This is a genomic window from Erythrobacter sp. WG, assembly GCF_026586795.1.
GTDB lineage: Bacteria > Pseudomonadota > Alphaproteobacteria > Sphingomonadales > Sphingomonadaceae > Erythrobacter.
In genome coordinates, this window is record NZ_JAPFGY010000022.1 from 1 (window position 1) to 26,237 (window position 26,237).

Annotated in this window: 26 protein-coding genes; 16 read left to right on the forward strand and 10 right to left on the reverse strand. The window is 68.8% G+C overall.

What is annotated here, in order from left to right; translation table 11 throughout:
* Positions 1 to 71: 71 nt before the first annotated feature.
* Positions 72 to 968 carry a DUF1838 family protein gene (locus tag OPU67_RS11545; protein ID WP_267619688.1) on the reverse strand — a complete coding sequence of 299 codons (897 nt, stop codon included), beginning with the start codon at positions 966 to 968 and terminating at the stop codon, positions 72 to 74.
* A 181-nt stretch (positions 969 to 1,149) separates the two neighbouring features.
* On the opposite strand from OPU67_RS11545, the gene OPU67_RS11550 reads away from it, so the two are divergent.
* From OPU67_RS11550 to OPU67_RS11570, 5 genes are read left to right on the forward strand one after another with little or no spacing between them, the layout of a single operon-like run.
* Complete coding sequence (locus tag OPU67_RS11550; protein ID WP_267619689.1) at positions 1,150 to 1,947, forward strand: HpcH/HpaI aldolase/citrate lyase family protein; 798 nt, start codon at positions 1,150 to 1,152, stop codon at positions 1,945 to 1,947.
* Positions 1,940 to 2,449, forward strand: coding sequence for a MaoC family dehydratase (locus tag OPU67_RS11555; protein WP_267619690.1), 510 nt, complete (start codon positions 1,940 to 1,942; stop codon positions 2,447 to 2,449). Before OPU67_RS11550 ends, OPU67_RS11555 begins: the two co-directional genes overlap by 8 nt.
* Positions 2,450 to 2,497: 48 nt before the next feature.
* Positions 2,498 to 3,685 (forward strand): acyl-CoA dehydrogenase family protein, encoded by a 1,188-nt coding sequence (locus tag OPU67_RS11560; RefSeq protein WP_267619691.1) that lies wholly within the window; start codon positions 2,498 to 2,500, stop codon positions 3,683 to 3,685.
* A 17-nt stretch (positions 3,686 to 3,702) separates the two neighbouring features.
* Positions 3,703 to 4,920 (forward strand): CaiB/BaiF CoA transferase family protein, encoded by a 1,218-nt coding sequence (locus tag OPU67_RS11565; RefSeq protein ID WP_267619692.1) that lies wholly within the window; start codon positions 3,703 to 3,705, stop codon positions 4,918 to 4,920.
* Between the two features lie 20 nt (positions 4,921 to 4,940).
* Positions 4,941 to 6,026 carry a CaiB/BaiF CoA transferase family protein gene (locus tag OPU67_RS11570; RefSeq protein ID WP_267619693.1) on the forward strand — a complete coding sequence of 362 codons (1,086 nt, stop codon included), beginning with the start codon at positions 4,941 to 4,943 and terminating at the stop codon, positions 6,024 to 6,026.
* Between the two features lie 8 nt (positions 6,027 to 6,034).
* On the opposite strand, the gene OPU67_RS11575 is transcribed toward OPU67_RS11570, so the two are convergent.
* Entirely contained in the window at positions 6,035 to 6,790 is a 756-nt protein-coding gene (locus tag OPU67_RS11575; protein ID WP_267619694.1) for a GntR family transcriptional regulator, read from the reverse strand.
* Positions 6,791 to 6,831: 41 nt separating this feature from the next.
* Between OPU67_RS11575 and OPU67_RS11580 the strand changes: the two genes are divergently transcribed.
* The 10 genes from OPU67_RS11580 to OPU67_RS11625 all read left to right on the forward strand — a co-directional run bounded on the left by OPU67_RS11580 (position 6,832) and on the right by OPU67_RS11625 (position 15,934).
* Positions 6,832 to 8,061 (forward strand): MmgE/PrpD family protein, encoded by a 1,230-nt coding sequence (locus OPU67_RS11580; RefSeq protein WP_267619695.1) that lies wholly within the window; start codon positions 6,832 to 6,834, stop codon positions 8,059 to 8,061.
* Positions 8,058 to 9,341 (forward strand): MmgE/PrpD family protein, encoded by a 1,284-nt coding sequence (locus OPU67_RS11585; protein WP_267619696.1) that lies wholly within the window; start codon positions 8,058 to 8,060, stop codon positions 9,339 to 9,341. The genes OPU67_RS11580 and OPU67_RS11585 overlap by 4 nt, the downstream gene beginning before the upstream one ends.
* Positions 9,338 to 10,705: a phenylacetate--CoA ligase family protein gene (locus tag OPU67_RS11590; RefSeq protein WP_267619697.1), complete on the forward strand. Its 1,368-nt coding sequence runs from the start codon at positions 9,338 to 9,340 to the stop codon at positions 10,703 to 10,705. Before OPU67_RS11585 ends, OPU67_RS11590 begins: the two co-directional genes overlap by 4 nt.
* A 9-nt stretch (positions 10,706 to 10,714) precedes the next feature.
* Complete coding sequence (locus OPU67_RS11595; RefSeq protein ID WP_267619698.1) at positions 10,715 to 11,887, forward strand: amidase; 1,173 nt, start codon at positions 10,715 to 10,717, stop codon at positions 11,885 to 11,887.
* A gap of 3 nt (positions 11,888 to 11,890) precedes the next feature.
* Positions 11,891 to 12,199, forward strand: a complete 309-nt coding sequence (locus tag OPU67_RS11600; RefSeq protein WP_267619699.1) for an REDY-like protein HapK — start codon at positions 11,891 to 11,893, stop codon at positions 12,197 to 12,199.
* A 2-nt stretch (positions 12,200 to 12,201) separates the two neighbouring features.
* Entirely contained in the window at positions 12,202 to 13,005 is an 804-nt protein-coding gene (locus OPU67_RS11605) for an SDR family NAD(P)-dependent oxidoreductase (protein ID WP_267619700.1), read from the forward strand.
* Positions 13,006 to 13,117: 112 nt separating this feature from the next.
* On the forward strand, positions 13,118 to 13,969 hold the full coding sequence (locus OPU67_RS11610; RefSeq protein ID WP_267619701.1) for a polysaccharide deacetylase family protein: 852 nt from the start codon (positions 13,118 to 13,120) through the stop codon (positions 13,967 to 13,969).
* The gene (locus OPU67_RS11615; RefSeq protein WP_267619702.1) at positions 13,966 to 14,724 is read left to right on the forward strand and encodes an enoyl-CoA hydratase/isomerase family protein; all 759 of its coding nucleotides are present in this window, start codon (positions 13,966 to 13,968) and stop codon (positions 14,722 to 14,724) included. The genes OPU67_RS11610 and OPU67_RS11615 overlap by 4 nt, the downstream gene beginning before the upstream one ends.
* The gene (locus OPU67_RS11620) at positions 14,721 to 15,623 is read left to right on the forward strand and encodes a VOC family protein (protein ID WP_267619703.1); all 903 of its coding nucleotides are present in this window, start codon (positions 14,721 to 14,723) and stop codon (positions 15,621 to 15,623) included. Before OPU67_RS11615 ends, OPU67_RS11620 begins: the two co-directional genes overlap by 4 nt.
* Positions 15,620 to 15,934 carry a YciI family protein gene (locus OPU67_RS11625; RefSeq protein ID WP_267619704.1) on the forward strand — a complete coding sequence of 105 codons (315 nt, stop codon included), beginning with the start codon at positions 15,620 to 15,622 and terminating at the stop codon, positions 15,932 to 15,934. The genes OPU67_RS11620 and OPU67_RS11625 overlap by 4 nt, the downstream gene beginning before the upstream one ends.
* On the opposite strand, the gene OPU67_RS11630 is transcribed toward OPU67_RS11625, so the two are convergent.
* On the reverse strand, positions 15,931 to 16,557 hold the full coding sequence (locus OPU67_RS11630) for a hypothetical protein (RefSeq protein WP_267619705.1): 627 nt from the start codon (positions 16,555 to 16,557) through the stop codon (positions 15,931 to 15,933). The two genes, OPU67_RS11625 and OPU67_RS11630, sit on opposite strands and share 4 nt — an antisense overlap.
* A 65-nt stretch (positions 16,558 to 16,622) precedes the next feature.
* On the opposite strand from OPU67_RS11630, the gene OPU67_RS11635 reads away from it, so the two are divergent.
* Positions 16,623 to 17,390 carry a hypothetical protein gene (locus OPU67_RS11635; protein WP_267619706.1) on the forward strand — a complete coding sequence of 256 codons (768 nt, stop codon included), beginning with the start codon at positions 16,623 to 16,625 and terminating at the stop codon, positions 17,388 to 17,390.
* Here OPU67_RS11635 and OPU67_RS11640 read toward each other — a convergent pair.
* Genes OPU67_RS11640 through OPU67_RS11670 form a run of 7 tightly spaced genes read right to left on the reverse strand, consistent with a single transcriptional unit; the run spans position 17,387 to position 26,219 of the window.
* The gene (locus OPU67_RS11640) at positions 17,387 to 19,747 is read right to left on the reverse strand and encodes a glycosyltransferase family 2 protein (protein ID WP_267619707.1); all 2,361 of its coding nucleotides are present in this window, start codon (positions 19,745 to 19,747) and stop codon (positions 17,387 to 17,389) included. The genes OPU67_RS11635 and OPU67_RS11640 overlap by 4 nt on opposite strands.
* On the reverse strand, positions 19,744 to 20,151 hold the full coding sequence (locus tag OPU67_RS11645; protein WP_267619708.1) for a GtrA family protein: 408 nt from the start codon (positions 20,149 to 20,151) through the stop codon (positions 19,744 to 19,746). Before OPU67_RS11645 ends, OPU67_RS11640 begins: the two co-directional genes overlap by 4 nt.
* Positions 20,148 to 22,226, reverse strand: coding sequence for a hypothetical protein (locus OPU67_RS11650; protein ID WP_267619709.1), 2,079 nt, complete (start codon positions 22,224 to 22,226; stop codon positions 20,148 to 20,150). Before OPU67_RS11650 ends, OPU67_RS11645 begins: the two co-directional genes overlap by 4 nt.
* Positions 22,219 to 23,376, reverse strand: coding sequence for an FAD-dependent oxidoreductase (locus OPU67_RS11655; protein ID WP_267619710.1), 1,158 nt, complete (start codon positions 23,374 to 23,376; stop codon positions 22,219 to 22,221). Before OPU67_RS11655 ends, OPU67_RS11650 begins: the two co-directional genes overlap by 8 nt.
* The gene (locus tag OPU67_RS11660) at positions 23,376 to 24,404 is read right to left on the reverse strand and encodes a hypothetical protein (RefSeq protein ID WP_267619711.1); all 1,029 of its coding nucleotides are present in this window, start codon (positions 24,402 to 24,404) and stop codon (positions 23,376 to 23,378) included. Before OPU67_RS11660 ends, OPU67_RS11655 begins: the two co-directional genes overlap by 1 nt.
* The gene (locus tag OPU67_RS11665) at positions 24,397 to 25,242 is read right to left on the reverse strand and encodes a sugar phosphate isomerase/epimerase family protein (RefSeq protein WP_267619712.1); all 846 of its coding nucleotides are present in this window, start codon (positions 25,240 to 25,242) and stop codon (positions 24,397 to 24,399) included. Before OPU67_RS11665 ends, OPU67_RS11660 begins: the two co-directional genes overlap by 8 nt.
* Positions 25,239 to 26,219, reverse strand: a complete 981-nt coding sequence (locus OPU67_RS11670; RefSeq protein WP_267619713.1) for a hypothetical protein — start codon at positions 26,217 to 26,219, stop codon at positions 25,239 to 25,241. The genes OPU67_RS11665 and OPU67_RS11670 overlap by 4 nt, the downstream gene beginning before the upstream one ends.
* Between the last annotated feature and the right edge of the window lie 18 nt (positions 26,220 to 26,237).

Consider the following 26,237-nt stretch of genomic DNA (forward strand, 5'->3'; position numbering starts at 1 on the left):
CCCCCCCCCCCCCCCCCCCCCCCTTCTGCTTGACCCGCCGCCCCGGACCTCCGCGGCGGCGGGCCCTTACCTCACTTCGTCTTCTTCTGCTCCATCAGCAGCTTGAACTTGCTCCAGGTGGTCTCGTTGGGGCGGTTGTCGTCCCGGGGCGGCGCGTCCTCGTAGATCGGATAGTTGGCCCGGATCTCCTTCTTGAGCACCTCGGGCAGTTCCTCGAAGCCGCCGGGCAGCTTGCGGCCCATGGCGTTGAAGACCATCTGGCCGGGCCGATCGGCCATCTCCATCCACGGAGCCCATTGCGACACCCGCACCCAGCTTACCGCTGGATAGGCGGTCGGTGACTTGCGGCCGAACAATTCGCTCTTGAGCGCGACGAAATCGAAAATCTCCATCGCGTGATAGCTGCCGCCGACGTATTTCTGGTAATCGCCCTGAAGCGGGTTGGTGTAGAACAGCGGCGCTTCGAAGGGCATGAAGACGAATGGCCCTTCCTCGCGCAGGCTGGTGAGCCGGAGCGGCTTGCCGTCTGCGCTCGTCGCGTAGTTCGGGCGGCCGTTCACCGGGTCGTTGTGGATGTGCATCACGCTGACCTTCTGCCCGGTATAGGGGTTGGTCCATTCGCGCAGCACCTCGCCCGTAACCGGATCGAGCATCAGCATCACCTCGCGGCTGACCATCCGCCAGCCCTTGCCCTGCTTGGGATCACTGACCTCGACGCAGCGGCGGATGTTCATGCCTTCGCCCTTGAACAGCAGCTTGTCGGGCTGGCCGGGGCTGCGGCCGTAGATGTTGCCCGACCAGTGATACACGGCCGGCTTGTCTTCCGAAACGCCGCATTGCAGGCGCTTGGAGATCTCGAGTGCCTCTTCGGGCTTGTTCGGATCGAGCATTTGCGCAGTTCCCGGCGACGCGGCGACGGCGGCGGCCATCATGCTGGTAGACATGAGCAGCGAACGGATCGTCTTCATTCGTATTCCCTCCCTTTGGTGTGGCCTTGCGCCAGCGCGCCTTTCCGCGTCACGACACGGAAAATCGGGCTTGACTTTAGATTTGTCCGGACAAATTGTGAAGGCCTCAATTTCGCGGTTCCACCCCGTTGCGAAAAGGCCCAAAGTCGCCCTCATGTTCTCCGCCTGCAGCCTGCTTTTCGTGCCTGGATCGAAGGCCGAACGCTTTGCCAAGGCGAAGGCCAGCGGGGCGGACCTGACGGTGATCGACCTTGAGGACGCGGTGGCATTCGCCGACAAGGCGGGAGCCCGCGCGGCGGCGCTCAGCCAGATCGCAGCGGACGGCGAAGGCTGGGCGATCCGCATCAACGGGATTGCCACCGCCGCCGGCATCCGAGACCTTGCGGCGCTGGTCGATAGTCCGCTGCTGCCCGAGACGCTGCTCGTGCCGATGGTCGAGAGCGCGGCCGAACTGGCGGTGATCGCCGGGGCGCTCGGCGAACGCTGCCCCGATCTCGTGCCGCTGATCGAGACACCGCGCGGATTGCGCCTTGCCCTTGCCATCGCCAACCATCCGAGGGTGACGGCGGTGATGTTCGGCGGCGGGGACTTCTCGGGCGAACTCGGCGTAGCCCTCGCCTGGGAGCCGCTGCTCGCTGCGCGACAACAGCTGGTCCTTGCCTGCGTTGAGGCGAGAAAGCCCGCGATCGACGTGCCCTTCATCACGCTCGACGACGAAGCGGGGCTTGCCGAGGAGGCCGCCCGCGCCCGGGCCATCGGCTTTGCCGCCAAGGCCGCGATCCACCCCCGTCAGGTGCCCGCGATCCGCGCCGCCTTCGCGCCATCCGCCGCGGAAGTCGCCGAAGCCCGCGATGCGCTCGCGGCCTACGCGGCGGGCGGCGAGCGGGCGATCCGTCACAAAGGTCGGATGCTCGAGGCACCGATCATCAAGCACTACCGCGCGCTGATCGCGCGCCATGAGGAGTTGACCCATGCGTGACGCCTGTATCGAAGTCGCCCCCGGCCGCTTCCGCGAGACGCAGGGACGCTATTTCGAGGACTTCGTGGTCGGCCACGTCTATGAACACCGTCCCGGACGCACGATCACCGATGCGGACAACGTGTGGTTCACGCTGCTGACGATGAACACCCACCCGGCGCATTTCGATTACGAGCTCTCGAAGAACACCGAATTCGGCAAGCCGCTCGTGGTCTCGCCCTTCACCATTGCCTTGATGACCGGGATGAGCGTGTCCGACACCAGCGGGAAGGCGATCGCCAACCTGGGCTGGGACGAGGTGCGCATGGTGAAGCCGCTGTTCGTCGGCGACACGCTCTATTGCGAAAGCGAGATCCTCGAGAAGCGCGAGAGCCAGAGCCGCGAAGGCCAGGGGATCGTCACCTTCAAGACCATCGCCAGGAACCAGCATGGCGAGATCGTCAGCCACTACAAGCGCACCGTCCTCGTCTGGAAGCGCGGCTACGGCAATCTCGACGACTGACCCGCACGCGCCCCGACCGTTCAGCATCCGCACCATCAGGAACCCGACATGGCCACCGCCCCGAAAATCGAAACCCAACTTCGCAGCATCGACCCGGACGAGGAGCGCGCCTTCATGGACGCGATCGACCGCTGGCTCGAACGCGAGGTCATCCCGGTGATCCAGCATCATGACCACAACGATATCTGGCCCGAGAAGCTGGTCGAGCAGATGGCCGAGATGGGCCTGTTCGGCGCGACCATCGGGCAGGAATACGGCGGTCTCGGCTTGCCTGCGACGACCTATGCAAAGATCGTGATGCGCATCTCCAGCTACTGGATGGCGATCACCGGCATTTTCAACTCGCACCTCATCATGGCCGCCGCGGTCGAGCGTTTCGGCACGCCCCAGCAGAAGGCGAAGTGGCTGCCCAAGTTCGCGACCGGGGAGATCCGCGGCGGGCTCGCGCTGACCGAGCCCAATGCCGGGACCGACCTCCAGGCGATCCGCACCGTGGCGCGCAAGGATGCGAACGGCGACTACGTGCTCAACGGCACCAAGACCTGGATTTCGAACGCCCTCAACGGCCAGTGCTTCGCGCTGCTGGCCAAGACCGACCCGGCCGCCGAGCCGCGCTACAAGGGCATGAGCCTGTTCATCGCCGACAAGCGCGAGGGGCTGACCACCGGCAAGAAGTTCGACAAGCTCGGCTACAAAGCGATCGATTCTGCCGAACTCGTCATGGAGGACTACCGCGTCCCCGCCGACCAGCTGATCGGCGGGGTCGAAGGGCAGGGCTTCTTCCAGGCGACCGGCGGCCTCGAATTAGGGCGCATCAACGTCGCCGCGCGCGGGGTGGGCCTTGCCGAGGGAAGCCTTCGCCTCGCCACCGAATATGCCCAGCAGCGCGAGACCATGGGCAAGCCCATCGCCCAGCATCAGGCGATCCAGCTGAAGCTCGGCGAGATGGTGACCCGCGCGCGCGCCGCCCGGCTGCTGACGCTCGATGCCTCGGAGGCCTACGACCGGGGCGAGCGCTGCGACAAGGAGGCGGGAATGGCGAAGTACTTCGCCTCGGAGGCCGCGGTCGAGAACAGCCAGGAGGCGATGCGGATCTACGGGGGCTATTCCTATTCCAAGGAATACGACATCGAGCGCTACTACCGCGACAGCCTGCTTATGTGCATCGGGGAGGGGACCAACGAAATGCAGCGCATGATCATCGCCAAGCAGCACCTCGCCGAAAATCGCATCTGAGCGGCCGGGCCCTTCGCATGAATCTCCCGCTCGCCGGCTTCCGGATCATCAGCGCCGAGCAGTACGGGGCCGGCCCTTACGGCACGATGTTCCTCGCGCAGATGGGCGCGGAGGTCATCAAGATCGAGCCGCCGGGCACGCCCGGGCCCGACGGGCGACGACGCGGCGGCGGGGACACCGCGCGCGCGGTCGGCCCGCACTTCCTGCGGCCGGGCGAGAGCACCTATTTCCAGGCTTTCAACCTCAACAAGCGCTCGCTGACGCTCGATCTCAATTCCGCCGAAGGGCAGGAGGTGCTGCACCGGCTGGTGCCGACCTGCCATGCGGTCGCGAACAACCTGCGCGGCGACCTGCCGGCGCGGCTCGGCCTCGACTACGCGGCGCTCGGGCCGCTCAACCCGGCGATCGTCTGCGCGCACCTCTCCGCCTACGGGCGCGACAATGCGCGGGCCAAGTGGCCGGGCTACGACTACCTGATGCAGGCCGAGGCGGGCTACTGCCAGCTCACCGGCGAGCCCGGGGGCGAGCCGCAGCGCATGGGCCTCTCGATGGTCGACTTCATCACCGGCACGATCTTCTGCATCGGCCTTCTGGGCGCGCTCGTCGACGCGCAGCGCAGTGGCAAGGGGCGCGATGTCGACACTGACCTACTCTCGGCGGCGGTGCACCAGACGAGCTATCCGGCGCTGTGGTACATGAACCACGCCGACGAAACGCAGCGCACGCCGCGCAGCGCCCACCCCACCGCGACGCCGAGCCAGATGTTCCGCGCCGCGGACGGGTGGATGTTCGTGATGTGCCAGCTCCCCAAGTTCTGGGACATCCTCGTCGACCGCATGGGCCGGGCCGACCTCAAGGACGATCCGCGCTTCGCCACCAACGCCGACCGTCTCGCCCACCGGGAAGAGCTCACCGCCGTGCTCGACGCCGAATTCTCGCGCGAGCCGATGGCGCACTGGCAGGCGCTGCTCGCCGGCTTCGTCCCGGTCGCGCCGGTCTACACGCTGGGCGCCGCAATGGACAATCCGTGGCTCGACGCGATCGGCCTCAAGGACGAGGTCGCACATCCCGACAATCCCGCGCTCAAGGTGCTCGCAAGCCCGCTGAAGTTCGACGGCCGCCGCCCGCCCAATCGGGCCGCGCCCTTGCTCGGGGCCGACAGCGACAGCATCCTCGCCGATCTGGGCTATGAGCCGGGCGAGATCGCGCGATTGCGCACCGCCGGCGTGATCTGATCCGGCCCGTAGGAGGCACGATGGGCAAGCTTGACGGCATCAGGGTGGTGGACCTCACCCAGTTCCTGCCCGGTCCGATGATGACCGTGATGATGGCCGACCAAGGCGCCGAGGTCGTGAAGGTCGAGCCGGCCGCGGGCGATCCAGCGCGCGAGCAGGCGCCCTTTGCGGATTATGGCGGGGCGGAGAATTCGGTGTGGTTCGCAAACCTCAACCGCGGCAAGCGCAGCGTCGTGCTCGATCTGAAAAGTGCCGAGGGCAAGGCGAAGCTCGCGGAGCTGATCGCGGGCGCGGACGTGCTGGTCGAGGGCTTCCGCCCCGGCGTCATGGCCCGGCTCGGCTTCGACTATGCGGCGGCGCGAGCGATCAACCCGCGCATCGTCTATTGCTCGATCTCCGCCTTCGGCCAGCACGGCGCGCTCGCCCACCATCCGGCGCACGACATGGCGGTGCAGGCGCTCGCCGGGTTCCTCTCGGTCAATGACGGACCCGATGGCACCCCCGTGGTCCCGGGCGCTCCCAGCGCCGACCTCGCGGCCGGGCTCACCGCGCTCTCGGCCGTGCTCATGGCGCTGATCGGGCGCGAGCGGACGGGCGAGGGCGCCTATATCGACTGCGCGATGTTCGACAGCCTGCTGCCGTGGTGCGTCCACACCGCAGGCAGCGCCATCGTCGGGGGCGAGGCGCCGCGATCGGCGCGCCAGCGCTCGCTCGGCGGTGCGGCCTTCTACCAGGTCTACGGAACCGCCGACGGTCGCCACGTGGTCCTCGGCGGGCGCGAGATCAAGTTCGCGCGCAATTTGCTCGGGGCGCTCGGGCGGCCCGATCTCCTGCCGCTGGCCGAGGCGCCGGCGGGCGAGCAGGACGAACTCATCGCCTTCCTGCGCGACACATTCCGCACCCGCACCCGCGCCGAATGGGTGGAGTGGTTTGCGGACAAGGATGTGGCCTTCGCTCCGGTGCTCGATTTCCGCGAGACGCTGGACGAGCCGCACATCGCCGAACGCGGACTCGTGAGGGAGGGGCACATTGCCCCCGCGATCCGCTTCGCGGGTGAGCAATGGGCGCCGGCCAAGGTCCCGGGGCTCGGCGAGGATCGCGCGTGAGGGGCGGGTCAGGCCTCGACGTCGATGTGCATGGCGTAGGCGAAACGGTCGCCCGGGTGGTGGCTGACCGAAATCTCGAATATTCGTCCGCGCGGGTCGGAATAGCAGCGCAGGATGCGCAGCACCGGGCTGCCTTCCTCGACCTCCAGCGCGGCGGCAATCGCGTCATCGGCGGCGATGGCCTGGATGTCCTGCGTGATCTTGCCGATTTGCACCCCGGCGAGGCGCTCGATCTGGCTGAACAGCGTGCCCGCGCCAAGATCGAGCTCGCGCACCGCTTCCCCCAGCATCTCGTGGAAATAGGCGACGGTGGCGGCGATCGGCGGGTCGTGCTCGCCATGGCGGCGCACCCCGCGAAACGAGGTCCAAACGCCCCCGGTCGGCTCGGCAATCTGCTCCGCCACGGCTTCGGGCAATTGGCCCTCGCCATCCCTTTCGTAGACCACCTGGCTGCCTTGCGCATATTGCAGCAGCTCACCCACGTTGGAGAGCGGCTGGTGCAGCGCCCCGCCGCGCGCCGCAGCCGGCTGCACCGTGGTGCCCGATCCGCGCCGCCGCTGGATCAGGCCCTCGGCTTCGAGCCGTCGCAGCGCCTCGCGCACTGTGTAGCGACTGACATCGTAGCGGCCGCAAAGCACGGTCTCGGTCGGGAATTGCCGCCCGCCGGCGAATTCTCCTTGCAGGATCGCTTCGCGCAATTCGCCCGCCAATTGCAGATAGCGCGGGGTGCGTTTCGCCTTCGGCTCTTTGGCCTGCGTTGCCAAGATGGGCTCCAATATGCTGGCGGTCGGACGGCCCGGGCGTGGTGACCGAGCCGCTTCTGACCGGACTTGGCGCAAGGTTAGCGCGCCCCGTCGCCAAAAGCGAGCGCCAGCGTGCGCGGCTGCACCTGCTCGATTGGCTCGCCTGTGTCGCCGGCGCCCGCGGCACCGAGGCGGCGCTGCTCGGCGCCTCGATCGCCTTCAACGGGTGGGAGCGGGCAACCTATTGCGGCAACGTGCTGGAGATGGATGACGTGCATCGCACCGCGCTGCTCCACCCCGGCCCGGTGGTGTGGCCCGCGGCGCTCAGCATGGCGAGCGCAGGAATGGACGCGCGGCTCGATGCGGCGGTGCGCGGCTACGAGGCGATGATCGCCGTGGGCGCGGCCTTCGATGCGCATCACTATGCCCGCTGGCACCCGACCGCGACGATGGGCGGTCTCGGCGCGGCGGCTGCCTTTGGTTCGCTGATCGGCTTCGCGGGCGTCGAGTATGCCCACGCGCTCGCCAATGCCGGGTCGGTGGCGGGGGGGCTGTGGCATATGCGCCATGCCCCGGGCGTCCTCACCAAGCAGTGGCACATTTATCATGCGGTGCGTACCGGGCGCGACGCCGCGCTCCACGTTCACTACGGGGCGACCGGGCCGCTTACGCTGCTCGAGGGGCCGCAGGGGCTGTTCGCGTCGATGACGGAGCGACCCGGCACGCTTGGCGGAAGCGAGGAGGGCTGGCTGATCCACGCGGTCAGCTTCAAGCCCTTCGCCGCCTGCCGCCATGCTCACCCCGCGATCGACGCCGCGATGGAACTGCGCAAGGCCGGGCGGCTCGCGGCACCCTTCCATGTCGAAACCTATGCCGACGCTCTGACCTTCTGCGACCGGCCCGCTCCGATCACCGAGCTCGACGCCAAGTTCTCGCTCCAGCACGCGCTCGCCGTGGTGGCGGACGGCCGCAAGGCTGAGCCCGAGGACTTCACCACCGAGGCAATCGCCGCGCTCGCGCCGCTGCGCGCGCAGGTGACGGTGGCGGAGGACCCGGCCATCACCGCGCGCTATCCCGCGCACTTCGGCGCGCGCGTCAACGGGCTCGAACTGGTCGACACCCTCGGCGATCCCGAGCGCCCGGTGTCCGAGGAGCACATCGTCGCCAAGATGCACAGCCTCGCGCGCTGGGGCGGATTGCCCGCGAGCGCGGCGGAGCGTGCGGTGCGCCTCGCGCTCGAGGGCGAGGATGCAGCCGCCATCGACGCCATGCTCGAGGAATGGATCCGGTGAGCGCGACCGCCTGCCTCCTCGCCTTCGCGGGCGGCGATCACGTCCTGCCGCAAGCCGTGCGCGCCGATGCGCTGCGGCTGCTCGGCGACACGCTCGCGGTCGGCGCGGCAGGGGCGGGTGCGCCCGGCGCGGACGCAATCCTCGCCGCAGCGCGCGCGATGGGGCGGGGCGAGGAGGCGCGGCTTCTCGGCACCTCCGAACGCCTTCCAGCTCCGGCGGCAGCCTTCGTCAACGGCTATCGCATCCACTGCCTCGAATGGGACGCGGTGCACGAGCCGGCGGTGGTTCATGCACTCAGCACCGTGGTGGCGGCGCTCGGCGCGGCAATCGACCGGCGCGGCGGGTGCGATGCCGAGGAGGCGCTGGTCGCGCTCGCCGTCGGGGTCGATATCGCCGCGGGCCTGGGGCTTGCCGCCGATAGCCCGCTGACCTTCTTCCGCCCCGCCACCGCCGGGGTGATCGGCGCAGCGCTCGCTGTCGCGAGGATCGACGGTGCGCCCTTGGACGACGCGCTCGGCCTCGCATTCTCGAGCGCGGCGGGGACAATGCAGGCCCATGTCGAGGGGCTCGCGACGCTGCCCTTCCAGATCGCCAACGCCGCCCGCGCGGCGGTAACCGCCAGCGACCTCGCCCGCGCGGGCTTCCCCGGTCCCAGGGAGCCGCTGGAAGGCCAATTCGGCTATTTTCGCCTGTTCGATAGCGGCGACCTCACCCGCTACACGACGCATCTCGGCAAGGTCTGGCGGATCGCCGAGGTGAGCGTGAAGCCGTTCCCCTCGGGCCGCGCGAGCCACGCGATGATCGGCGCGATCCTCGAGGGCGGACTCACGACCGACGATGTCGAGGCGCTCGAGATGTATGTGCCCCCGCTGGTCCACCGCCTGATCGGGCGGGCCTACCATGCGGACATGACCCCCGCCTATGCGCGCCTGTGCGGGCCGCTGCTGGCGGCGCTCGCGCTGACCGACGGGACGATCGACCCGCGCCGCTTCTCGCCCGAAACCTTCGCCGATCCCGCCATCGCCGACCTCGCGGGCCGCATCGCGATCCGGGTCGACGACAATCCCGATCCCAACGCCCTGAGCCCGCAGCGCATGGTGGTGCATGTCCCCGATGGGCATCTCGACATGGAGATTCCCCACACGCTCGGCAGCCCGGCAAGCCCGCTCACGCCGGAGCAGGCCGCCGCCAAGCTCGCCCTCGCCCGCGACCTCGCGCTGGCGGACGCCGACCCGCGCATTTTCACCGATCCTCTCGCCTACTTTACCGGAACGCCATGACCTACCCGACCTATTTCGAAGCGCTCGACCACAGGCAGATCCTCGCCGACTATCCGATCGGCGAGGCCTTCACCGCACGCTATCGCGCCATGAGCCGCGACGAGCTCTTCGCGCTCCAGGATGCGCAGTTCAGGAAGCTCATGGCGCGGGGCTGGCAGGTGCCCTTCTACCGGCGGCTGTGGGGCGCGCGAGGCATCGAGCCGGGGGATATCCGCGGCCTTGCGGACATCGGCAAGCTCCCGGTCTACGACAAGTCGGAACTTATGGCCTCGATCGCCGACCACCCGCCCTACGGCGACTTCCACGGCATGGGCGAGGCGGCGATCCGCGCGCCGACCATCTTCCACACCACCTCCGGCACCACCGGCAAGCCGCAGACGCTCATCTTCGGGCCCAAGGGGAGGGAGGTCGGCAACCTCCTCGTCGGGCGGATGTACCGCTGGATGGGGCTGGAGCCGACCGACGTCGTCCATTCGGTCTACGGGCACGGCATGATCAACGGCGGGCACTACATCCGCGAGGCGGTGACGCACTTCACCAATTCGGTGTTCCTCTCCGCCGGCACCGGCATCGAGACCCGCTCCGTCAACCAGGTGCGGCTGATGGCCGATTTCGGCGTCACCGCGATCGTCGGCTTCGTCGACTATATTCGCAAGCTCGCCGAGACCGCCGAGGCCGAGGGGCTGTTCGACAAGATCGCCATCCGCATGATCATCGGCCACCTCGGCACCGAGGACCGCGCTTCGACAGAGGCCGCCTGGCACGGGGCCAAGGCCTATGACTGGTACGGCGTCGGCGACACAGGGAGCATCGCGGGCGAGGGGCCGGAGCGCGACGGGATGTATGTCTGGGAGGACGCGCAATATCTCGAACTGCTCGACATCGAGACCGGCGCGCCGGTTGCGAAGGGCGAGACCGGCGACATGGTCGTCACCTGCCTCTACAAGGACGACATCGCGCCCTGCATCCGCTTCAACACCCATGACATCACCCACGAACTCGACGGGCGCGGCGAGATCGTCTTCAAGCGCATCGCCGGGTTCAAGGGCCGCAGCGACAACATGGTGAAGTTGCGCGGCATCAACGTCTTCCCCCACGCGATCGGGGCGATCATCGAGAACCGGCCCGACCTTACCGGCGAATATGTCTGTCACCTGCGCCGCGACGAAGCGCAGAAGGACCACATGACCGTGACGCTCGAGAGCCGCGGAGGCACCGATTCTGCCGCGCTCGCCGACCTGCTGCGGCGCGGTCTCGGCGTGGAAGTCGAGGTCGCGCTGGTCGGCCCCGGCGATACGGCGGCCGCGACCGAGATCGATACCCGACAGAAGCCGCTGCGCCTCATCGACAAGCGCGGGTTGTAGGGCGCCGGCATGATCGATTTCGACGCCCTCGAAGCGGCCAACGCCCCGCTCAACGCCTTTAGCGATTTCGACCCGACGGCGGCGTTCGGCGAGGGGCCGCTGGCGGGGCTCGCCATAGGCGTCAAGGCCAACATCGCAGTGGCAGGGATGCCGTGGCACGCGGGGCTTGCCGCTTTCGAGACGCGGCTCGCCGAGCGCGATGCCGACACCGTCGCGCTGCTGCGTCAGGCGGGGGCGGCGATTGTCGGCGTGCTTAACATGGAGGAGGCCGCGCTCGGCGCAAAGACCGACAACCCGCATTTCGGCCCCGTCCACAACCCCCACCGGATCGGGTTCTCCCCCGGCGGATCGTCGGGCGGGAGCGGGGCGGCGGTGGCAGCGGGGCTCGTCGATGCAGCGCTCGGCACCGACACGATGGGCTCGATCCGCATTCCGGCCGCACATTGCGGGGTCTACGGCTTCAAGCCCGCGACCGCGAGCGTCAGCCAGGAGGGGCTGGAGCCCGCCGACCTCACGCTCGACGCGATCGGTCCGCTGGCGCGCGACCTGGATACGCTGGAGCGGGTGGCGCGGGTGATCTCGGGCTTCGGCGACGATCCGCTCGAAGACCCGGGGGCGACGCTGGTCGAGCACGGGGTCGCGGTGCATCCCGAGGTCGCGTCAGCCTTCGACGCCGCGCTCGCCGCGCTCGGCGAAGCGCCGGTGAAGGTCGCGCTCAGCCACCCGCAATCGCGCATCCGGTTCGCCGGTTTCATCGGCGTCGCGCGCGAGATGGCCGCGCACCTTTCGGGCATCGCCACCTCGGAGCGGCTCGCGAAACTCCTCGCCTATGGCCCGCGCCGCAGCCTTGCCGACTGGGCCGAGGACCGCGACGTCCTCGCCCGGACCCGCGACGAGGTGCGGTCGGTGGTCGAGGAGCACGGCTTCCTGATCCTCCCCACCGTGCCCAACCCGCCGTTCCCGCACAGCGAGCCCGAACCTGCCGCGCAGGCCGATTTCACCTGCCTCGCCAACATCGCGGGGCTCCCGGCCCTGTCGTTCCCCGCCGGTTGGACTGCCGACGGCCTGCCGATTGGCGTGCAGATCGTCGCCCCGGCGGGGGCGGAGACCGGGCTATTCGCGCTCACCCGCCATCTCGACGATACCTTGCGGGCCTATCGCCCGCCTAGCCAAGGAGTTTGAGCCATGCGCATCATCTGCCTGTTCAACCTGAAGCCCGGCGTCGACGTCGCCGAATACGAGGAATGGGCGAGGACCCGCGACCTGCCCACGGTGAACGCGCTCGGATCGGTCATCAACTTCACCGTCCACAGGGCGACCGGCGTGTTCGGGGACGAGGCGGCGACGCCCGTCTACCAGTATATCGAGGTGATCGACATCACCGGCATGGACGAATTCGTCGCCGACATCTCGACCGCCGACTTCCAGGCCGCCGCCGCGCCCTTCCAGGGCTTTGCCGACGCGCCGCAGTTTATCCTCACCGAGGATCTGTGACTATGGCCGGGGCGTTCGCGGGCAAGACCATCGTCGTCACCGGCTCGGGCAAGCACAAGGGGCTGGGGCAGGGCATCCTCCAGGCTTTCGCCGACGCGGGCGCGAACTGCGTCGTCTCCGACCTGGTGATCGACGAGGAGGCGCTGACCGTCGCCGAGGACCTGCGCGAGCGCGGAGCCGAGGTCGCGGCGATCGCCTGCGACGTCTCCAAAGCCGAGGATTGCTGCGCGCTGGTGGCAGGCGCGGTGGAGCGCTTCGGCGGGATCGACATCCTCGTCAACAATGCCGGGATCGGCTTCAAGATGAAGCCGCTGCTCGACGTCGACACGGCCGACGAGTGGGACCAAGTGATCGCCGTCAACCTGTCGGGCGCGTTCTACTGCACCCAGGCTGCAGCGCGGGCGATGGTGGCGGCCGCAAAGGGCGGGCGGATCATCAACATCGCCTCGCAGGCCGCCAAGACCGGCTTTCCGCACCTGCCTGCCTATGTCTCGTCCAAGCATGGCATGGTCGGGCTGACGCGGGCGAGCGCGGTTGAACTCGGCAAGCACGGCATCACCGTGAACGCGGTGTGCCCCAACCACGTGACCACCGGGCTCGGCGCGCAGCAGAACGAATATTTCAGCAAGCTGCTCGGTTTTGCGAGCGTCGAGGACTATCTCGCCAACATGGCCGCCAAGAACCCGATGGGCCGCCCGGGCCTCCCCTCCGACACCGCCGCCGCCTGCCTCTGGCTTGCGAGCGATGCGGCCTTCTATGTCACCGGCGAGGCGCTCAACGTCAGCGGCGGGGAGGAGATGCACTAGCCCCGCCTCACCCTCACCGTTTGCGCCGAGCGAAGTCGAGACACACAGGCGCGAACGGTTCTCGACTTCGCTCGAACCGAACGGAGAAGTTTGCGTGCTGACGGAAGAAAGAATGGACTGGCCCGGCGGGGCGAAGCTGGCGCTCAGCGTCGTCGTCAATGTCGAGGAAGGCAGCGAGATGACCATCGCCCGCGGCGACCGCGGCATGGAGCCGGTCGACGAGCTGGGCGTCTTCGTGAAGTCGAAGATGCGCAACTATTCCAACGAATCCAACTACCTCTACGGCATCAAGGCGGGCGCACCGCGGATCGTGAAGCTGCTCAAGCGCTATGACATCATGGCGAGCTGGACGGTCGCGGCCATGTCCCTCGAGAACCACCCCGAGATCGCCGCGGCGATCCGCGAGCTCGGCCACGAGCCTGTCAGCCACGGCTGGCGCTGGGTCCACCAGTTCAAGATGGACGAGGACGAGGAGCGCGACTTCATTCACAAGGCCGTTACCAGTATCGAGGCGACCTGCGGCGTGCGCCCTTACGGCTGGCTTTCGCGCTACCTCCTCACCGACAACACCCGCCGTCTGCTCTCCGAGGAGGGCTTCACCTATCACATGGACGATTACAGCGGCGACGTGCCCTTCTGGGACCGCGACACCGTGCCGGGCAAACCGATGTGTATCGTCCCCTATCAGCTCGACAGCAACGACATGAAGATGTGGACCGATCCCGCGCTCACCCCGCACCAGTGGCTCGACTACGCCAAGGCGAACTTCGACCAGCTCTACCGCGAGGGCGAGGAGGGCTTCGCCAAGATGATGAGCCTCGGCCTGCACCTCAGGATCATCGGCCGGCCGGGCCGGATCTGGGCGCTCGAGGAGTTCTTCCGCCACGTCCGCGCCCACGAGGGCGTGTGGGTGACGACACGCAAGGCGATCGCCGATCACTTCATGGCGAGCCACCCGGCATGAGCCTGCGACTCGCCATCGAGGGCCCGGTCGCCACCCTGCTGATCGACCGGGCGGACAAGCGCAACGCCTTCGACATGGCAATGTGGGAGGCGCTCCCGACGCTCGTCGCCGAGGCGGTCGCGGCCCCGGCGGCGCGGGTGCTGGTGGTCCGCGCGTCGCAGGCGGGCGGGGCGTTCTGCGCCGGGGCCGACATCCGCGAACTGCTCGCCAACAAGGACGACCCGGCGTGGCGCGCGGCGAACCAAGCGGCGATCAACCGCGCCCAGTCCGAACTTGCGCGCGCCGCGATCCCGACCCTTGCCTTCGTCGAGGGCGACTGCGTGGGTGGGGGCTGCGGCATCGCGATGGCCTGCGACCTGCGCGTGGCGACCCCGGCGGCGCGGTTCGGCATCACGCCCGCCAAGCTCGGCCTCGTCTATCCGCTGCATGACGTGAAGCTGCTGGTCGACCTCGTGGGGCCGGGGCAGGCGAAGCGGATGCTCTATACCGGCGCGCTTATCGATGCGGCCGAGGCGCTACGGATCGGGCTTGTCGAGCAGGTCGACGACAGTCCCGAGGCGCTCGTCGCCGATCTCGTCGCCGCCAGCCCGCATTCGGTCCGGCACCTCAAGTCCTTCGTGCGCCGCGTGCTCGACGGTCAGGCGGCGGACGATGCCGAGACCCTTGCCACCTTCGCCGCCGCCTTCGAGGGACCGGACTTCCTCGAGGGCACCAGCGCCTTCGTGGAAAGGCGCAAGCCGGAGTTCGGACAATGACGATCCCCCACGGCACCATCATGGGCGGGCTTTCGACCGTACCTGATGTCGCACAGGGCCTCGCTGCCTACCGTGACGTGCTGAGGCTCGACCTGATCGAGCAGGGCCGCCTCGATCCCGCGCTCGCCGCAAGCTGGGGCTGTCCCGCCAACGCCGATGCCCCCTACGCGGTGCTGCGCCCGGCGAGCGGCGCGCCGTGCTGGTTCCGGCTTGTTGAGCAGCCCGCGCACCCGGACTTCCGGCCCACCACCACCTATGGCTGGGCGGCCTTCGAGACCACGGTGGAGGACGTCTGGCATTGGCCCGAAGCCCTGCCGGAGGACCTTTTCACCATCGTCGGCCCGCCCAAGACAATCGCCAACATGAAACCCGCCTTCATCCCGATGCAGGCGCTGGGGCCGGGGCGGGAGATGGTCTACCTGAACCAAGTGCTCGACGACATGCCCGACACCGACCTGCCCCGCGCCCACGCGCCCGTCGACCGCATCTTCATCGTCGTGCTCGCCACCCCCGATCGCGAGGCGAGCGTCGCCTGGTATGCCGAGCGGCTCGGCCTCGCGCGCGGGGTCGACTACACCTTCCCCTATTCGATGATCAACAACGCCTTCGGCCAGCCTCCCGAGACGCAGACCACCATCACGATGGTGACCCACGGGCGGATGCCGATCGTCGAGGTCGACGACTATCCCGCCACCGCCACGCCGCGCCCGCGCCATCCGGGAATGCTGCCGCCGGGCAACGCTTTGGTGAGCCTTGCCGTGCGCGACCTCGATGCCTGCCGCGCCGACTGGATTGCGCCGCCCGCCGCGCGCGAGGGTGCGCTCTACGAGGGCCGCCGCGCCGCCACCGCGATCGGGTCCGGGGGCGAGCTCGTCGAGTGCATCGAGGTTGGAGGGTGAGGCTCTTCGCCTTCCACTGCCGCGACCATGCGGGAAGCGCCGCGCTGCGTGCCGAGGCCCTGGCTGCGCACCTTGCGCACATCGAAGCGCACATGGACCACTACGCCGTCGCCGGGCCGCTCAAGGAGGGCGACGCGACGGTGGGCTCGCTGCTCGTGATCAGGGCCGAAGATGCCGCCGAGGCGAAGGCGCGCTTCGCGGCCGATCCCTATGTCTCCGCCGGGGTGTGGGAAAGCATCACCTGCGACGAGTTCCGCGCGGTCGCCGGCGAATGGGTCGGCGGCGCGGCGTGGAAGCGCCCTGCCGGCTAGTCGCCAGTGCGCGTGCAGCTCCCCTGCATCCAGCGCAGGTTGATCCCTACCAGGCTCGCATCGGGAGAGGACCAGCTGTAGCTCTCGGCGCGCTCGGGGTCGTCCTTGTGGACGTAGAGCACCAGCGAGGGCTTGTTGCGGCTGCCCTTTGCCCAGGTGACATTGCGCAGCCGGATCGACACGTCGGGCGCCACGCCCTTGCCGGGGACAAGCACCCGCCCGCCCTGGTCGAAGCTCGCGAGGTTTCCCGCATAAGTCCAGTCGGGCGAGCCGTCGGGCTTGGCGGCGAACTTGCGGACCGAGACCCAGCAGGTGAAGGGCCGCGCCCGGCGGATCTCGCTGCCGCCGACTTGCCAGCCCGAGCCGCCTTCGCGGCGGGCGAGCCCCGGAACCGCGTCCTTGCGCCAGTCGCCCTGCGGCGCCCCGAAGGCGTCGATCGTCCGCCAGCGCCCGTCGGCCGCGACCTCGATCAGCACCGGATCGGGCCGCGTGCGACCCTCCTCCTCGGCGAAATAGGCGTCTTCGGTGTTGGTCCAGATGCCTGCGGGCAGGCGGTCCTGCGCGGCGAGCGGCAGGGTGCCGGCGGCGAGGGCGGCGGCAAGGAAGGTGCGCAGGGACCTCATGCCGCTTGTCTAGAACAATGGGGCGTGGTTGAAAAGATGTCCGGACAAATGGGGAAGGAGAGGCCATGCCGAGGATCGTCACACGGGCGCTTGCGGCGCTGATCGGCCTTGCCGCCGCCACGTTCGCCGGGGCCGCACCGCCGGAGCAGCCCGAGCCGCGCGCCGTGGTCGAACGCGCGGTCGCCGCGCATGGCGGGGCCGTGTGGCTCGATCCCGGCACGCTCGAACTCTCCGGCACCGCGACCTTCTACGATCCCGCCACGGGCGCTGTGCGCAGCACGGCCGATGACTACCGGATGTGGCGCACCTTCGAGGAGGGCCGAACCGCCTCGCACGAGGCCTCGGGCAAGGTCCGCATCGTCGCCAAGTCGGGCGGGAAGGTGATCTTCGAGGTCGGCTATGACGGCGCGACAACCTGGACCGAACGCGGGATCATGCCCAAGCCCGAGGCCGACGCCTACTGGGCCAGCAACTTCGGCTTCGGCATCATCCGCTCCGCGCTCGAGGACGGCTTCGCGCTGCACAATGCCCCGCCGCGCGATATCGGCGGGCGGTTCGCCCGCATCGTCAGGATCGTCGATCCCAAGGGGCAGCAGACGCTGTTCGGTTTCGACGCGGAGAGCGGCTTCGTCACCTACATGGCCTTCGACACGCCGCGCGGCTTCCACGAGCGGCTTTATGGCGATTTCGTCCGTCTGGAGAGCGGCTGGGTGCAGGCGCGGCGGGTGACGCTGCTCTACGACGGGATCATGGCCAATACCGTGTTTTGGCGCGAAACGCGGGTCGGCACGCCGCTCGATCCGGCGCTCTTCACGCCGCCGCGCGAGCGCTAGAGCGCTAGCGCATCCACGCGGTAGAGCCGCAAGGGGCAGCCTGCGGCCGGGGTCACAGGGAAGGTCGCCTCGATCCATCCCGCACGCGCCGGGTCGGCGGCCAGGATATGCGTTGCGCGCCAGGTCTCAACGAAGCGGCGGCTGCCTTCGGAGCCGAGCCGCCCCTCAGCCATGTTGCGCGGTTCCATCATCGTGGGCAGCCCGCCAAGGCCGCCCGCCCGCGCGGCAAGCAGATTGTCACCCACCACCAGGATGCGCGGCTCCGCCGTGTTCGCGACGCAGGTTCCGAGCGCCCGCACATCGGCAGGATCATCGAAGCGCGCCCACGCCTGTGCTCGCTCGGTCGCGGTCCCGGCGATCCGCCCTTGGTTTGCCACGAAACCGGCAGCAGCGAGCAGCGCCACCAAGAAGGCGGCTCTAGCGAAGATCCTGCGCTGGTGCAGCGTCCGGCCCTGCGCGATGCCCCAGCATCCCGCCGCAAGGATCGCGGCCCAGACGGGCACCGCCAAGTAGCGGTATTCGAGATAGCCGGTGAGCACCTGCGGCGCGAGCATGAGCCCGGCAAGCGCCGCCGTTCCGGCCAGCAGCCTTAGCGGCCCGCTGCCCCGCAGCCGGTCCCGCGCGGCGACCGACAGCGCGGCGGGCGGCGCCAGGTATCCGAGGATCGCCACGCCGAAGATGCTCGCCACAAGGCTCAGGGCGGTGAGCGAAAGCCCTGCGACATTCGCCGCCACCTTCGCGGCCCACGCCAGCGGATCGTCGGCCAGGGTCGGCTGCGGCGTCGGCCACCAGTCCGTCGCAAAGGCGCGCGGGTCGAGCGCGGCGGCAATTCCTGCATTGTCGCTGGCAAAGGGCGTGCCGAAGGTCGCAAGAGACCACAGAGCCCATGGCGCGTAAACGAGCGCGGCGGTCATCAGCACCAGTGCCCCGCGCTGCCATGAGCGGGCCAGCCAGCCCACGGCCAGCGCCACCGCCAAGGGAAGCAGCAGCGCATCGAAGCGGTTGAGCATCGCCAAGCCCACCAGCAGCCCGACCCCTGCGGCCCGTGCGTGGCTCATGGGATCCGCGCGCACCAGCGCCAGCAGCACGAGCGCATAAAGGAGCAATTGCAGCGGGATGGTTCTGCCTGCGCTCATCTCGATGAACAGCAGGTTGGGGCCGAGCAGCAACACCAGCGCCGCCCCGAGACCCAGCCAGGGTGCCCCCGTCACCCGTCGCCCGATCGCTTCCGAGGTCAGCGCGAAGCCGGCGAAGCAGGCGAAGGCGAGATAGAGCCCGGTGCGGGGCCCGGTTCCCATCGCCGCGTCGAGGATCGCGATGAGCACCGGGGTCAGCGGCGGAAAACTTGTCGAGAACGGCAGGTCGCTCGCATAACTGCGCCAGTGGGTGAAGCGATAGAAATCGCCGAACACGCTTTGCGCCAATTCCCACAGCGCCCAAGAATCGGGCGAGTAGGGCGGAGCGGCCACAACACTCCACAGTAGGGGCGCGAGCAGCGCCAGCAGGATCGCCACCGGGCCGAGCCATGATGTTCCGCCCCTTGCCGCAGCATCGGGGGTATAGCCTCCGGTTGCGGCCGTCACGGTCTCGCCGAGCAGCGCCAGCTTGGAGGCGAGGCCGCCGATCTTGGTCGGCACCTTCCCGTCATCGGGATAGCGCCGCGCGACGGGGACGTGGGCGACCTTCATCCCCAGCTGGCCTGCGCGCACCGTGAGGTAGAACAGCAGGTTGTAGACGGAGAAGACATCGCGGAACGGCTGAACGTCCGGGTGGGTGAGATAGCGCGTGGAATAGGCGCGGAACCCGTTGGTGGTGTCGGTGAACCAGTGCCGGCCGGCGATGCTCAGCACCGGGGCGTGGATCAGGCGGTTGGCGATGGTGCGTTCGAGCGGCGTGTTCTCCGCCGCGCCGCCCGGAAGGTAGCGCGAGCCCTGGACATAGTCGCAGCCCTCTTCGAGCTTCGCCACCATGTCGGACACCGCCTCGACCCCGTCCTTGCCGTTGCCGTCGATGGTGACGATCCCGGCATAGCCCTGCCTAAGGCACCAAGCGTAGGCCATCCGAAGCTGCGCGGAGAGCTTGCCGGGGCCGGTCTTGGTCAGCACCGCGCGCACGCCGACGCCTGCCACGAAATCAGCGTCCAGCGAGCCGTCGGTCGACCCGCCGTCGGCAATCACCACGTCGACCGGAAGCCCAGCGTCGGCGATCCGGGCGAGCTGACCGCGGATGCGCGCGCCCTCGTTGATGACAGGGATCACGAGCGCGTAGGCGTTGCGGCGCGGGCCGTAGAGCGCGACCTCATGCGCGGGCACCTGCCAGGCGGCATCGTCGAGGATCGGCGAGGGCTGCACGGTCATTGTCTCTCCCCTGACGAGGCTGGCTCGGCAGCGGCGAAGACGATCCGCTTGGAAAGCACGAAGTTGATGCAAAAGGATGCGCCCGCGCCGGCGACGAGGATCGCCAGCGGCCAGCGGCCTTCCGAGAGCCGCTCAAGCTGGGCGACGACCGCGACACGAACCGCCAGAGTCGCCAGCGCGACCAGCGCGTAAAGGCCGCCCCGCGCCAGCGACAAGTTGCGGGGGCCGTCACGGAAGCTCCAGGTCTGGTGGATGACGTAGTTCACGTTCGCCGCCAGCGTGAAGCCGATCACGGCGGCGAGCCACAGCGGCATCCCCGCCCAGCGGTTGAGCGCGAAAGCGACGGCAAGGTCTAGCACCACGCCGAGCACCGTCACCGTGAAGAAGCGCAGCACCTCGCTCACATCGCGCCTCCTGCGAGGTAGCGGTCGATCCCCTCGGGCAGCGGGGGCAGGGCGGTCACGTCGATCGCGGATTCGACCACGGCGGAGCAGCTGGCGGCGCCGATTGGCGAGCCGTCGAGGGTCTCCAGCGTCAGGCGGGTTGTCTGGCGGGGTGCGACCGGCGCCATCAGTTCCAGCGCAGGCACATTGGCGATCCCATAGTGTGGGAAATCGGCCCAGCGCTCGCGTTCGGCAGGCTCGGTGTCGGGCGAGTCCTCGAGCACCGTCAGCATCGCGCCGCGGCCGGTAGCGTAAGGAGGCCGGCGGGTGATGCTCACCGTGGCAAGGCCCGCATCGGCGGCGGCAATGTCCAGCACAATCTGGCCCTGAGCTAACGCCGCGACGCGGCAGGTCGCGGGAGCTGGCGGCGTGCGCGTGCCTCGGGCGCGGACCCAGAGCACCTGTTGATCGTTGCGCGCGATGGGCGTGTAATTCTCGTGCAGCGCGCGGAAGAAGGGCCAGCTGGCACGGGTCAGCCAGCCCTCCCACCCGCTGTAATCGGGCGCGATCGTGGTGACTGCGGCGACCTCTTTTCCGGCGACCAGCGCATTGAAGGCCGCGCGCTTCGTCGGCCCCAGCGCATGGATGAGCGAGCCGACATCGGCAGGGCTCCTGGCGCCAGCAGCGATATCGAGGGGGGAGGTATAGACCGACAGAAGGCGGCGGTCTTGCGGTACGCCTTGCGCGTCCCATGCTGCCGCCAACCGGCGCATCGCCGCCAGGTCGCGCGCGTAGGCAGGCGTTACGCGAAAGCCGAGGTCGGCGTCATGGACCGTTCGCTCGCTCCCGGAGTATGCCGCCGCGAAGCGAGCCGCTTCGGTCGCGATCATCGCCAGGGCGGCCAACCCGGTCAGCGTAGCGGCTTCGCGCGGACCGATTCTCCTCAGCACCGGTCGGGCCCGCCGCCAGAGCGCCGTCGGGGCGACGATCAGCGGCGCGCAGACGCCCAGCACGAAGACGATCCCGTTGTATTCTGCGCCGACGTGCCCGCCGATCTGCGGGACGAGGGCGGTGCCGAGCACGCTCGCGCCGACAAGCATGAAGGCGCTCGCGCGCACCGGGGCGTTCCGCCGACGCAGGCGTTGCACGGCTGCGAAGGCGATGCAGGCTGCAAGCAGGACCATGCTCAAAGCCGAGAGCGGGTCGGCGTGGCCCAGGATGGCGGGCAGGTCTGTCACGCCGAGAATGCGCGTGGATCGCTCCCATGGCGCAAAGAACCAGAACTGGTCGCCCGCCACGTCGCGGAAATTGTAGGCGAGCCAAGGCGAAGGCGCGGCGCGGGTCAGCGCCAGCAGGATCGCCGACGCAGACGCAAGAACGCCCAGCGCAAAGGCTGGCAGGGCCCAGGCAAGGCGCGCGGGATGGTCCCAAAGCGCCAGAACAAGCGCACCGGTCGTGGCGATCACCAGCGGAATTCCGGAATCGTTCGACCACAACAGGCCGATCCCCGCAACCAGACCCAGCGGAAAGCCGCCGGCGACGGCTTTCCCTTCAAGCCGCACCCGGCGCACCAGCACCACGAAGACCGGCAGGACGAAGAAGGCCAGCGCCCCCCGCAAGGGTCGCAGCGAGACGCCCGGATCAAGCGTGGCCGGCCACGCCAGCCCGATCGCCTGCCCGCAAAGCGCGCCCGCATAATAGAACAGGAAAAGCAGCACCACAGCGGCCTTCCAGCGTGCCCGCGGTGGCACCGGGCGGATCAGCCAGACACAGGCCCAGGCGGTCGCGACCGCTGCGGCGAGCACCATGACGTAAGCCGCCAGGGTCGAGGCGAACAGCGTCTTGCCGGCGAGCACGAAGACGGGGACCAGCGCCAGCACCATCGTTATCCCGAGATAGGACTGGAACGCCGTGCCCAGCTGCTCCCCGCGCGCGAAGTGATCGAGAGCGAACCACGTCTGCAATGCGCCGTCGAGCGAGTTGAGGCTGTGCGTATGCAGCAGCACGCCCCCCCGCAGCGCTGCGAGCAGAACTGTCACGCCGAGCAGGACCAGCATCCCCGTGCCGCGCATTCGCCAAACGGACCCTTCAGGCATGGACAGGACCGAAGACATGAACGGGATCGAGCGCGGCGAATTCGGGCGCCGTGTCCTTCACCGCCTCGAAAAGGTCGTAGATGTTGTCGATCTTCCCGCCCAGGACCGAGATTACCCGGCTGCGCTCCGGGGTGCGGTGGTAGAGGATCGGCCGCCCGTCGTCGGCCTCGTTCTTGATGAGGACGGTCTTCACCTCGTAGATCGACCGGCGGTAGGTCGCCCCGGCAAGGCAGGGGAGGTAGAACTGCGCGTCGCGCAGCATGAAGGCGTAGCGGCTCTCGGGCGCGAGCGTGGCGAAATGGCGGTAGGGGTCGCGCGCAGCGGCATTGTCCGCCCAGCTGTCGTGCGGGGTGTAGCGCACGTGGGTCAGTGAATAGAGGCCTTCTGCCGGATAGGGCATGGCGGAGAAGAACGGCCCGTCCATCACCGTCACCCCGATCCGGTCGAGCTCCCGCGGCGGTTCGATCAGCGCCAGTTCGGCAATCTCGTGTTTGAGACGCGCCGGGGGAAGGCTGGCCTTGGCCAGCACCGCATTGATTTGCGAATAGGTGATGTTGAAGGCGTATCGGGCGCTGATCTCGCTCGCGTCCGACAAACGTGCGACAACGCCGCTGCGGTGATCGGCAAGGCCGACGACTTCGGTCGAGAGGCGCACCTCGATCCCTGCCTCAGCCAGCCTTTCGCTCACCAGCCGTCCGAGGATCTTGTGATCGAAGGCGACCTCGTGGCAGGCGAAGACCTCCTCGATGCGCTCGGGGTCGAACAGCGCCCGGTGGCCTGCGCTGGCGGCGTCGATGGGCGCGCCCATGTCGCGGAACATGCGGTGGAACTTCTTGGCCGTCACCTTCGAGCGCCGCCGGGCGATGGCGTAGAGCATCTGGAAGTCGCCCACCACCGCCTCGGGAAAATCGGCGAGGAAGCGGCGGTGGAGCAGCATCGACTTCACCGCCGTCGCCGCGCTGCGCGGATAGTGAAAGCCGGTGTGCACCCGCGCCTGGTTGACCCGCGAGGCGCGGTCCATCAGCCGCTCGCCCGCCTCGACGAGCAAGACCCGGGCCGAGATCGAGCGCAGATAAAGCGCGAGGCAGCAGCCGTAGAAGCCGCCGCCGATCACGATGTAGTCGTAGTGGTTGGAGGGCCCTGCGCGCATCAGCCCTCGCGCGGTGGCAGCGGGGCGGCGGCGGGGTCGCTCTCCAGCACGACGTTGAGGTCGAAGGCGACCTGCTGGAACAGGTCGATCCGGTTGACCTCCTCGGGCACGATCCCGCCCTTCGCTCGCCGCTGTTGCTTGAGCAAGTGTTGCAGGCCGAGGCTCAGCCCGAGGGTGGAAAAGCCCATGAAGATCGCACTGACCGCCAGCATGGCGTTGGTGGTGAGCCACCCGGGCGCGAGCGTCTCGACCAATAACAGCGCCCCCACCACCCAGGCGGCGTAGGCGAGCCCGACCAGCGCCAGGATGCTCGAGGAGATCGCGACCACGGAAAGGATCGTCGGCGTCAGATAGACCAGCAGGGTCTGGAGAAGGGCGAGCCTGCGCCCCACACCCATGAAGGCGGTGCGGCTCGGGACGTTTACCCCGGTGCGGAACCACTCGCGCGGCAGGCGCGGATCGCGCGGCGGGAAGCGCAGCGCCAGGCGCGGCTCGTCATGCGCGAGCATCAGGTTGAGCAGCGTGCGCGGCACCGCGATCGACTGGAACTCGGCCGGATCGACGTTGAACCCGGCGAGCTTGCCGAGTGCGATGAAGGGCCATGCGAGCATACGCTTGATTGGACGACGCGCAGGGCGGAACGCCATCGTCACCGCGTTCTCCGCCTCGGCAAAATCGAGGAACCTCAGCACATCGAGCGCCGCGATCTCGTCGAGATTGCCGAGGATCACCAGATCGCCGATCGCCTCCTCGGCGGCGATCACTCGGCGGTCGTAGTATTCGGTGCCGCGCCGCACGACGAAGAGCCGCGTGTTCGCAATCTCGCGGACCAGCGGGAGGAACGCCTCGCGCTGGCTGTCGTCGACGACGAGGATGATCTCGCGAAAGCGATAGGCGGTGTCGAGTTTCCCGGCGAGATCGCGCAAGGCTGCGAACGTGCCGGCCGAGGCGGCAAGCTCCGAGAAGCACACCGAAACGACCACGTCCTCGCGCGGTTTGCGGAATGTTTCGGCCTCAGGCTCACGCATCGCCCGCCTCCGCCTGTTCGTGCGCCTCGACCAATCGCCGCACCGAAGTCCGCAGGGCTTCGAGGCCGTCTGCGTCTCGCCGCATCTCGATCGACACGGCCCTTGCGTATCCGCCCTCCCGCAAGGCCCGGAGCACCGGCACGAGCGGCGCGGCGGCGGCGGGGGCGGGGGCGAGGTCGGGTTCGCTGACGTGGACATGGGCGAGCCGAGGCGCCAACGCGCCGAGCGCAGACGGCAGGCTGTCGAAGTCGCGGTTCATGTGCATCGCGCCGAGATCGAGATGGATCTGCACTGCGGGATGATCGACCTTGCGGACAAAGGCATCCGCTTCGCCGAGCGTGTTGAGGAAGTTGGTGCCATAGGCGGCCGGAACGGGCTCGATCCCGATGCGCGTGCCCGCCTGGGCCGCCGCGTCGCCGAGCCTGCGAAACACCTCGGCTGCCTCGGCCATGGCGGCCTCTATCGTCATGCCCTCCGGCACGCGGCGCTGGAGCGGGGAGCCGAACACGAGGTTGGGGATGCCGAACCGTCCGGCAAGCGCGATGGCGCGGCGCATTGCGGTTTCGAACACCGAGCGCGCCTCGGGCCCCTGGAACAGCTCCGCGCCTGCTGCGCCGAACAGCAAGGACTGCATCGACACGAGAGTGAGCCCCGCTTCGGCGATCTCGCCGAGCGCCGCGCCGGCGCTGCTCTCGCTGGGGCGAAAGGGATCGTCGGCAGCGTGGAAGAACAGCCCCGGCGCGATCTCCAGCCCGGTGATCCCGGCTTCTGCCAGAATGGCATAGGCCTCCAGCCGTTCGTCCGGCTGCCATGCGATATTCGAGACGGCCAGCCTCATGCCGCGCCCCCTTGGACGGCGACGAAATCCGCGAGCCGATCGAGCGTGCGCGCGGCATCGAACTGGTAGGGCCCCTCGGCGCCCCACAGGCCCGCATGGCGGGTGTGCATATCCTCCCTGTGAACCCGTGCGGAGGTCTGCGGCATGGCGCGGCCCATCACCCGCTGATGGATGGCGGCTGCGGTGAGCGGCTCCGGGGCGAGATGCAGATGCTTGAGGCCAGCCGCGAGCGCGAAGCCGATGTCCTGCCACAGCCGATCAATCGAGTAGTATTGGTAGGTCGTTCCGGGGTGGTGGAACTGCACCGCCGTCGCCCCCATCACCTCCAGCGCAGCCTCGAGATCGGCCCGGCGCGGGTCGGCGCCTAGCGCCGCGCGGTCGAGTCGCAGCATCCCGGTCGCCGGATCGGGTGCATAGAGGCTGCGCAGCCACGCCCCGAGATCGCCCCTGAGCGCGTCCGCCAGCGCCGCGAGCTTCGCCTCGGGCAGCATCGAGGGCACAGGGTTCATGAGATCGAAGAGGAAGTTCTTGCGCAGGCCCGCCCCGAACAGGGCAGGCAGGCGCACGATCAGGCTGTCCGGAAAGCGGCTCTCGACGAAGGCTTCGAGCGCGCGGCGATGGCGGCCATAGGCGAGATCCTGCTGGAAGGCCTGCGTCGTCTCGTCATCGCCGCCGGCGAAATCGGCGAGCACCGCGATCGAGGAGATCAGCACGAGGCGCTGCGCCGTCACGCGCTCCAGCCGGGCGATCAGCGCATCGACCTGCGCCGCGTCGCGCTCAGGTGCGCGGTTCGCCTCGAGCATCGAGCCGGGCGCAGCCGCGCACACCAGCGTGCCGAACGTCTGACCGTCGATCGCGGCTATGTTGGCACTGTTGAAGCAGGCGTCGAAGCGCGCCTGCCGCAGCAGCGCACCGCCGACGAAGCCGGTGTGACCGATGAGCCCTGTGGGCGAGGGAGTGACATCGGAACCGTTCATCGCGTGGGCAGCTGGTTC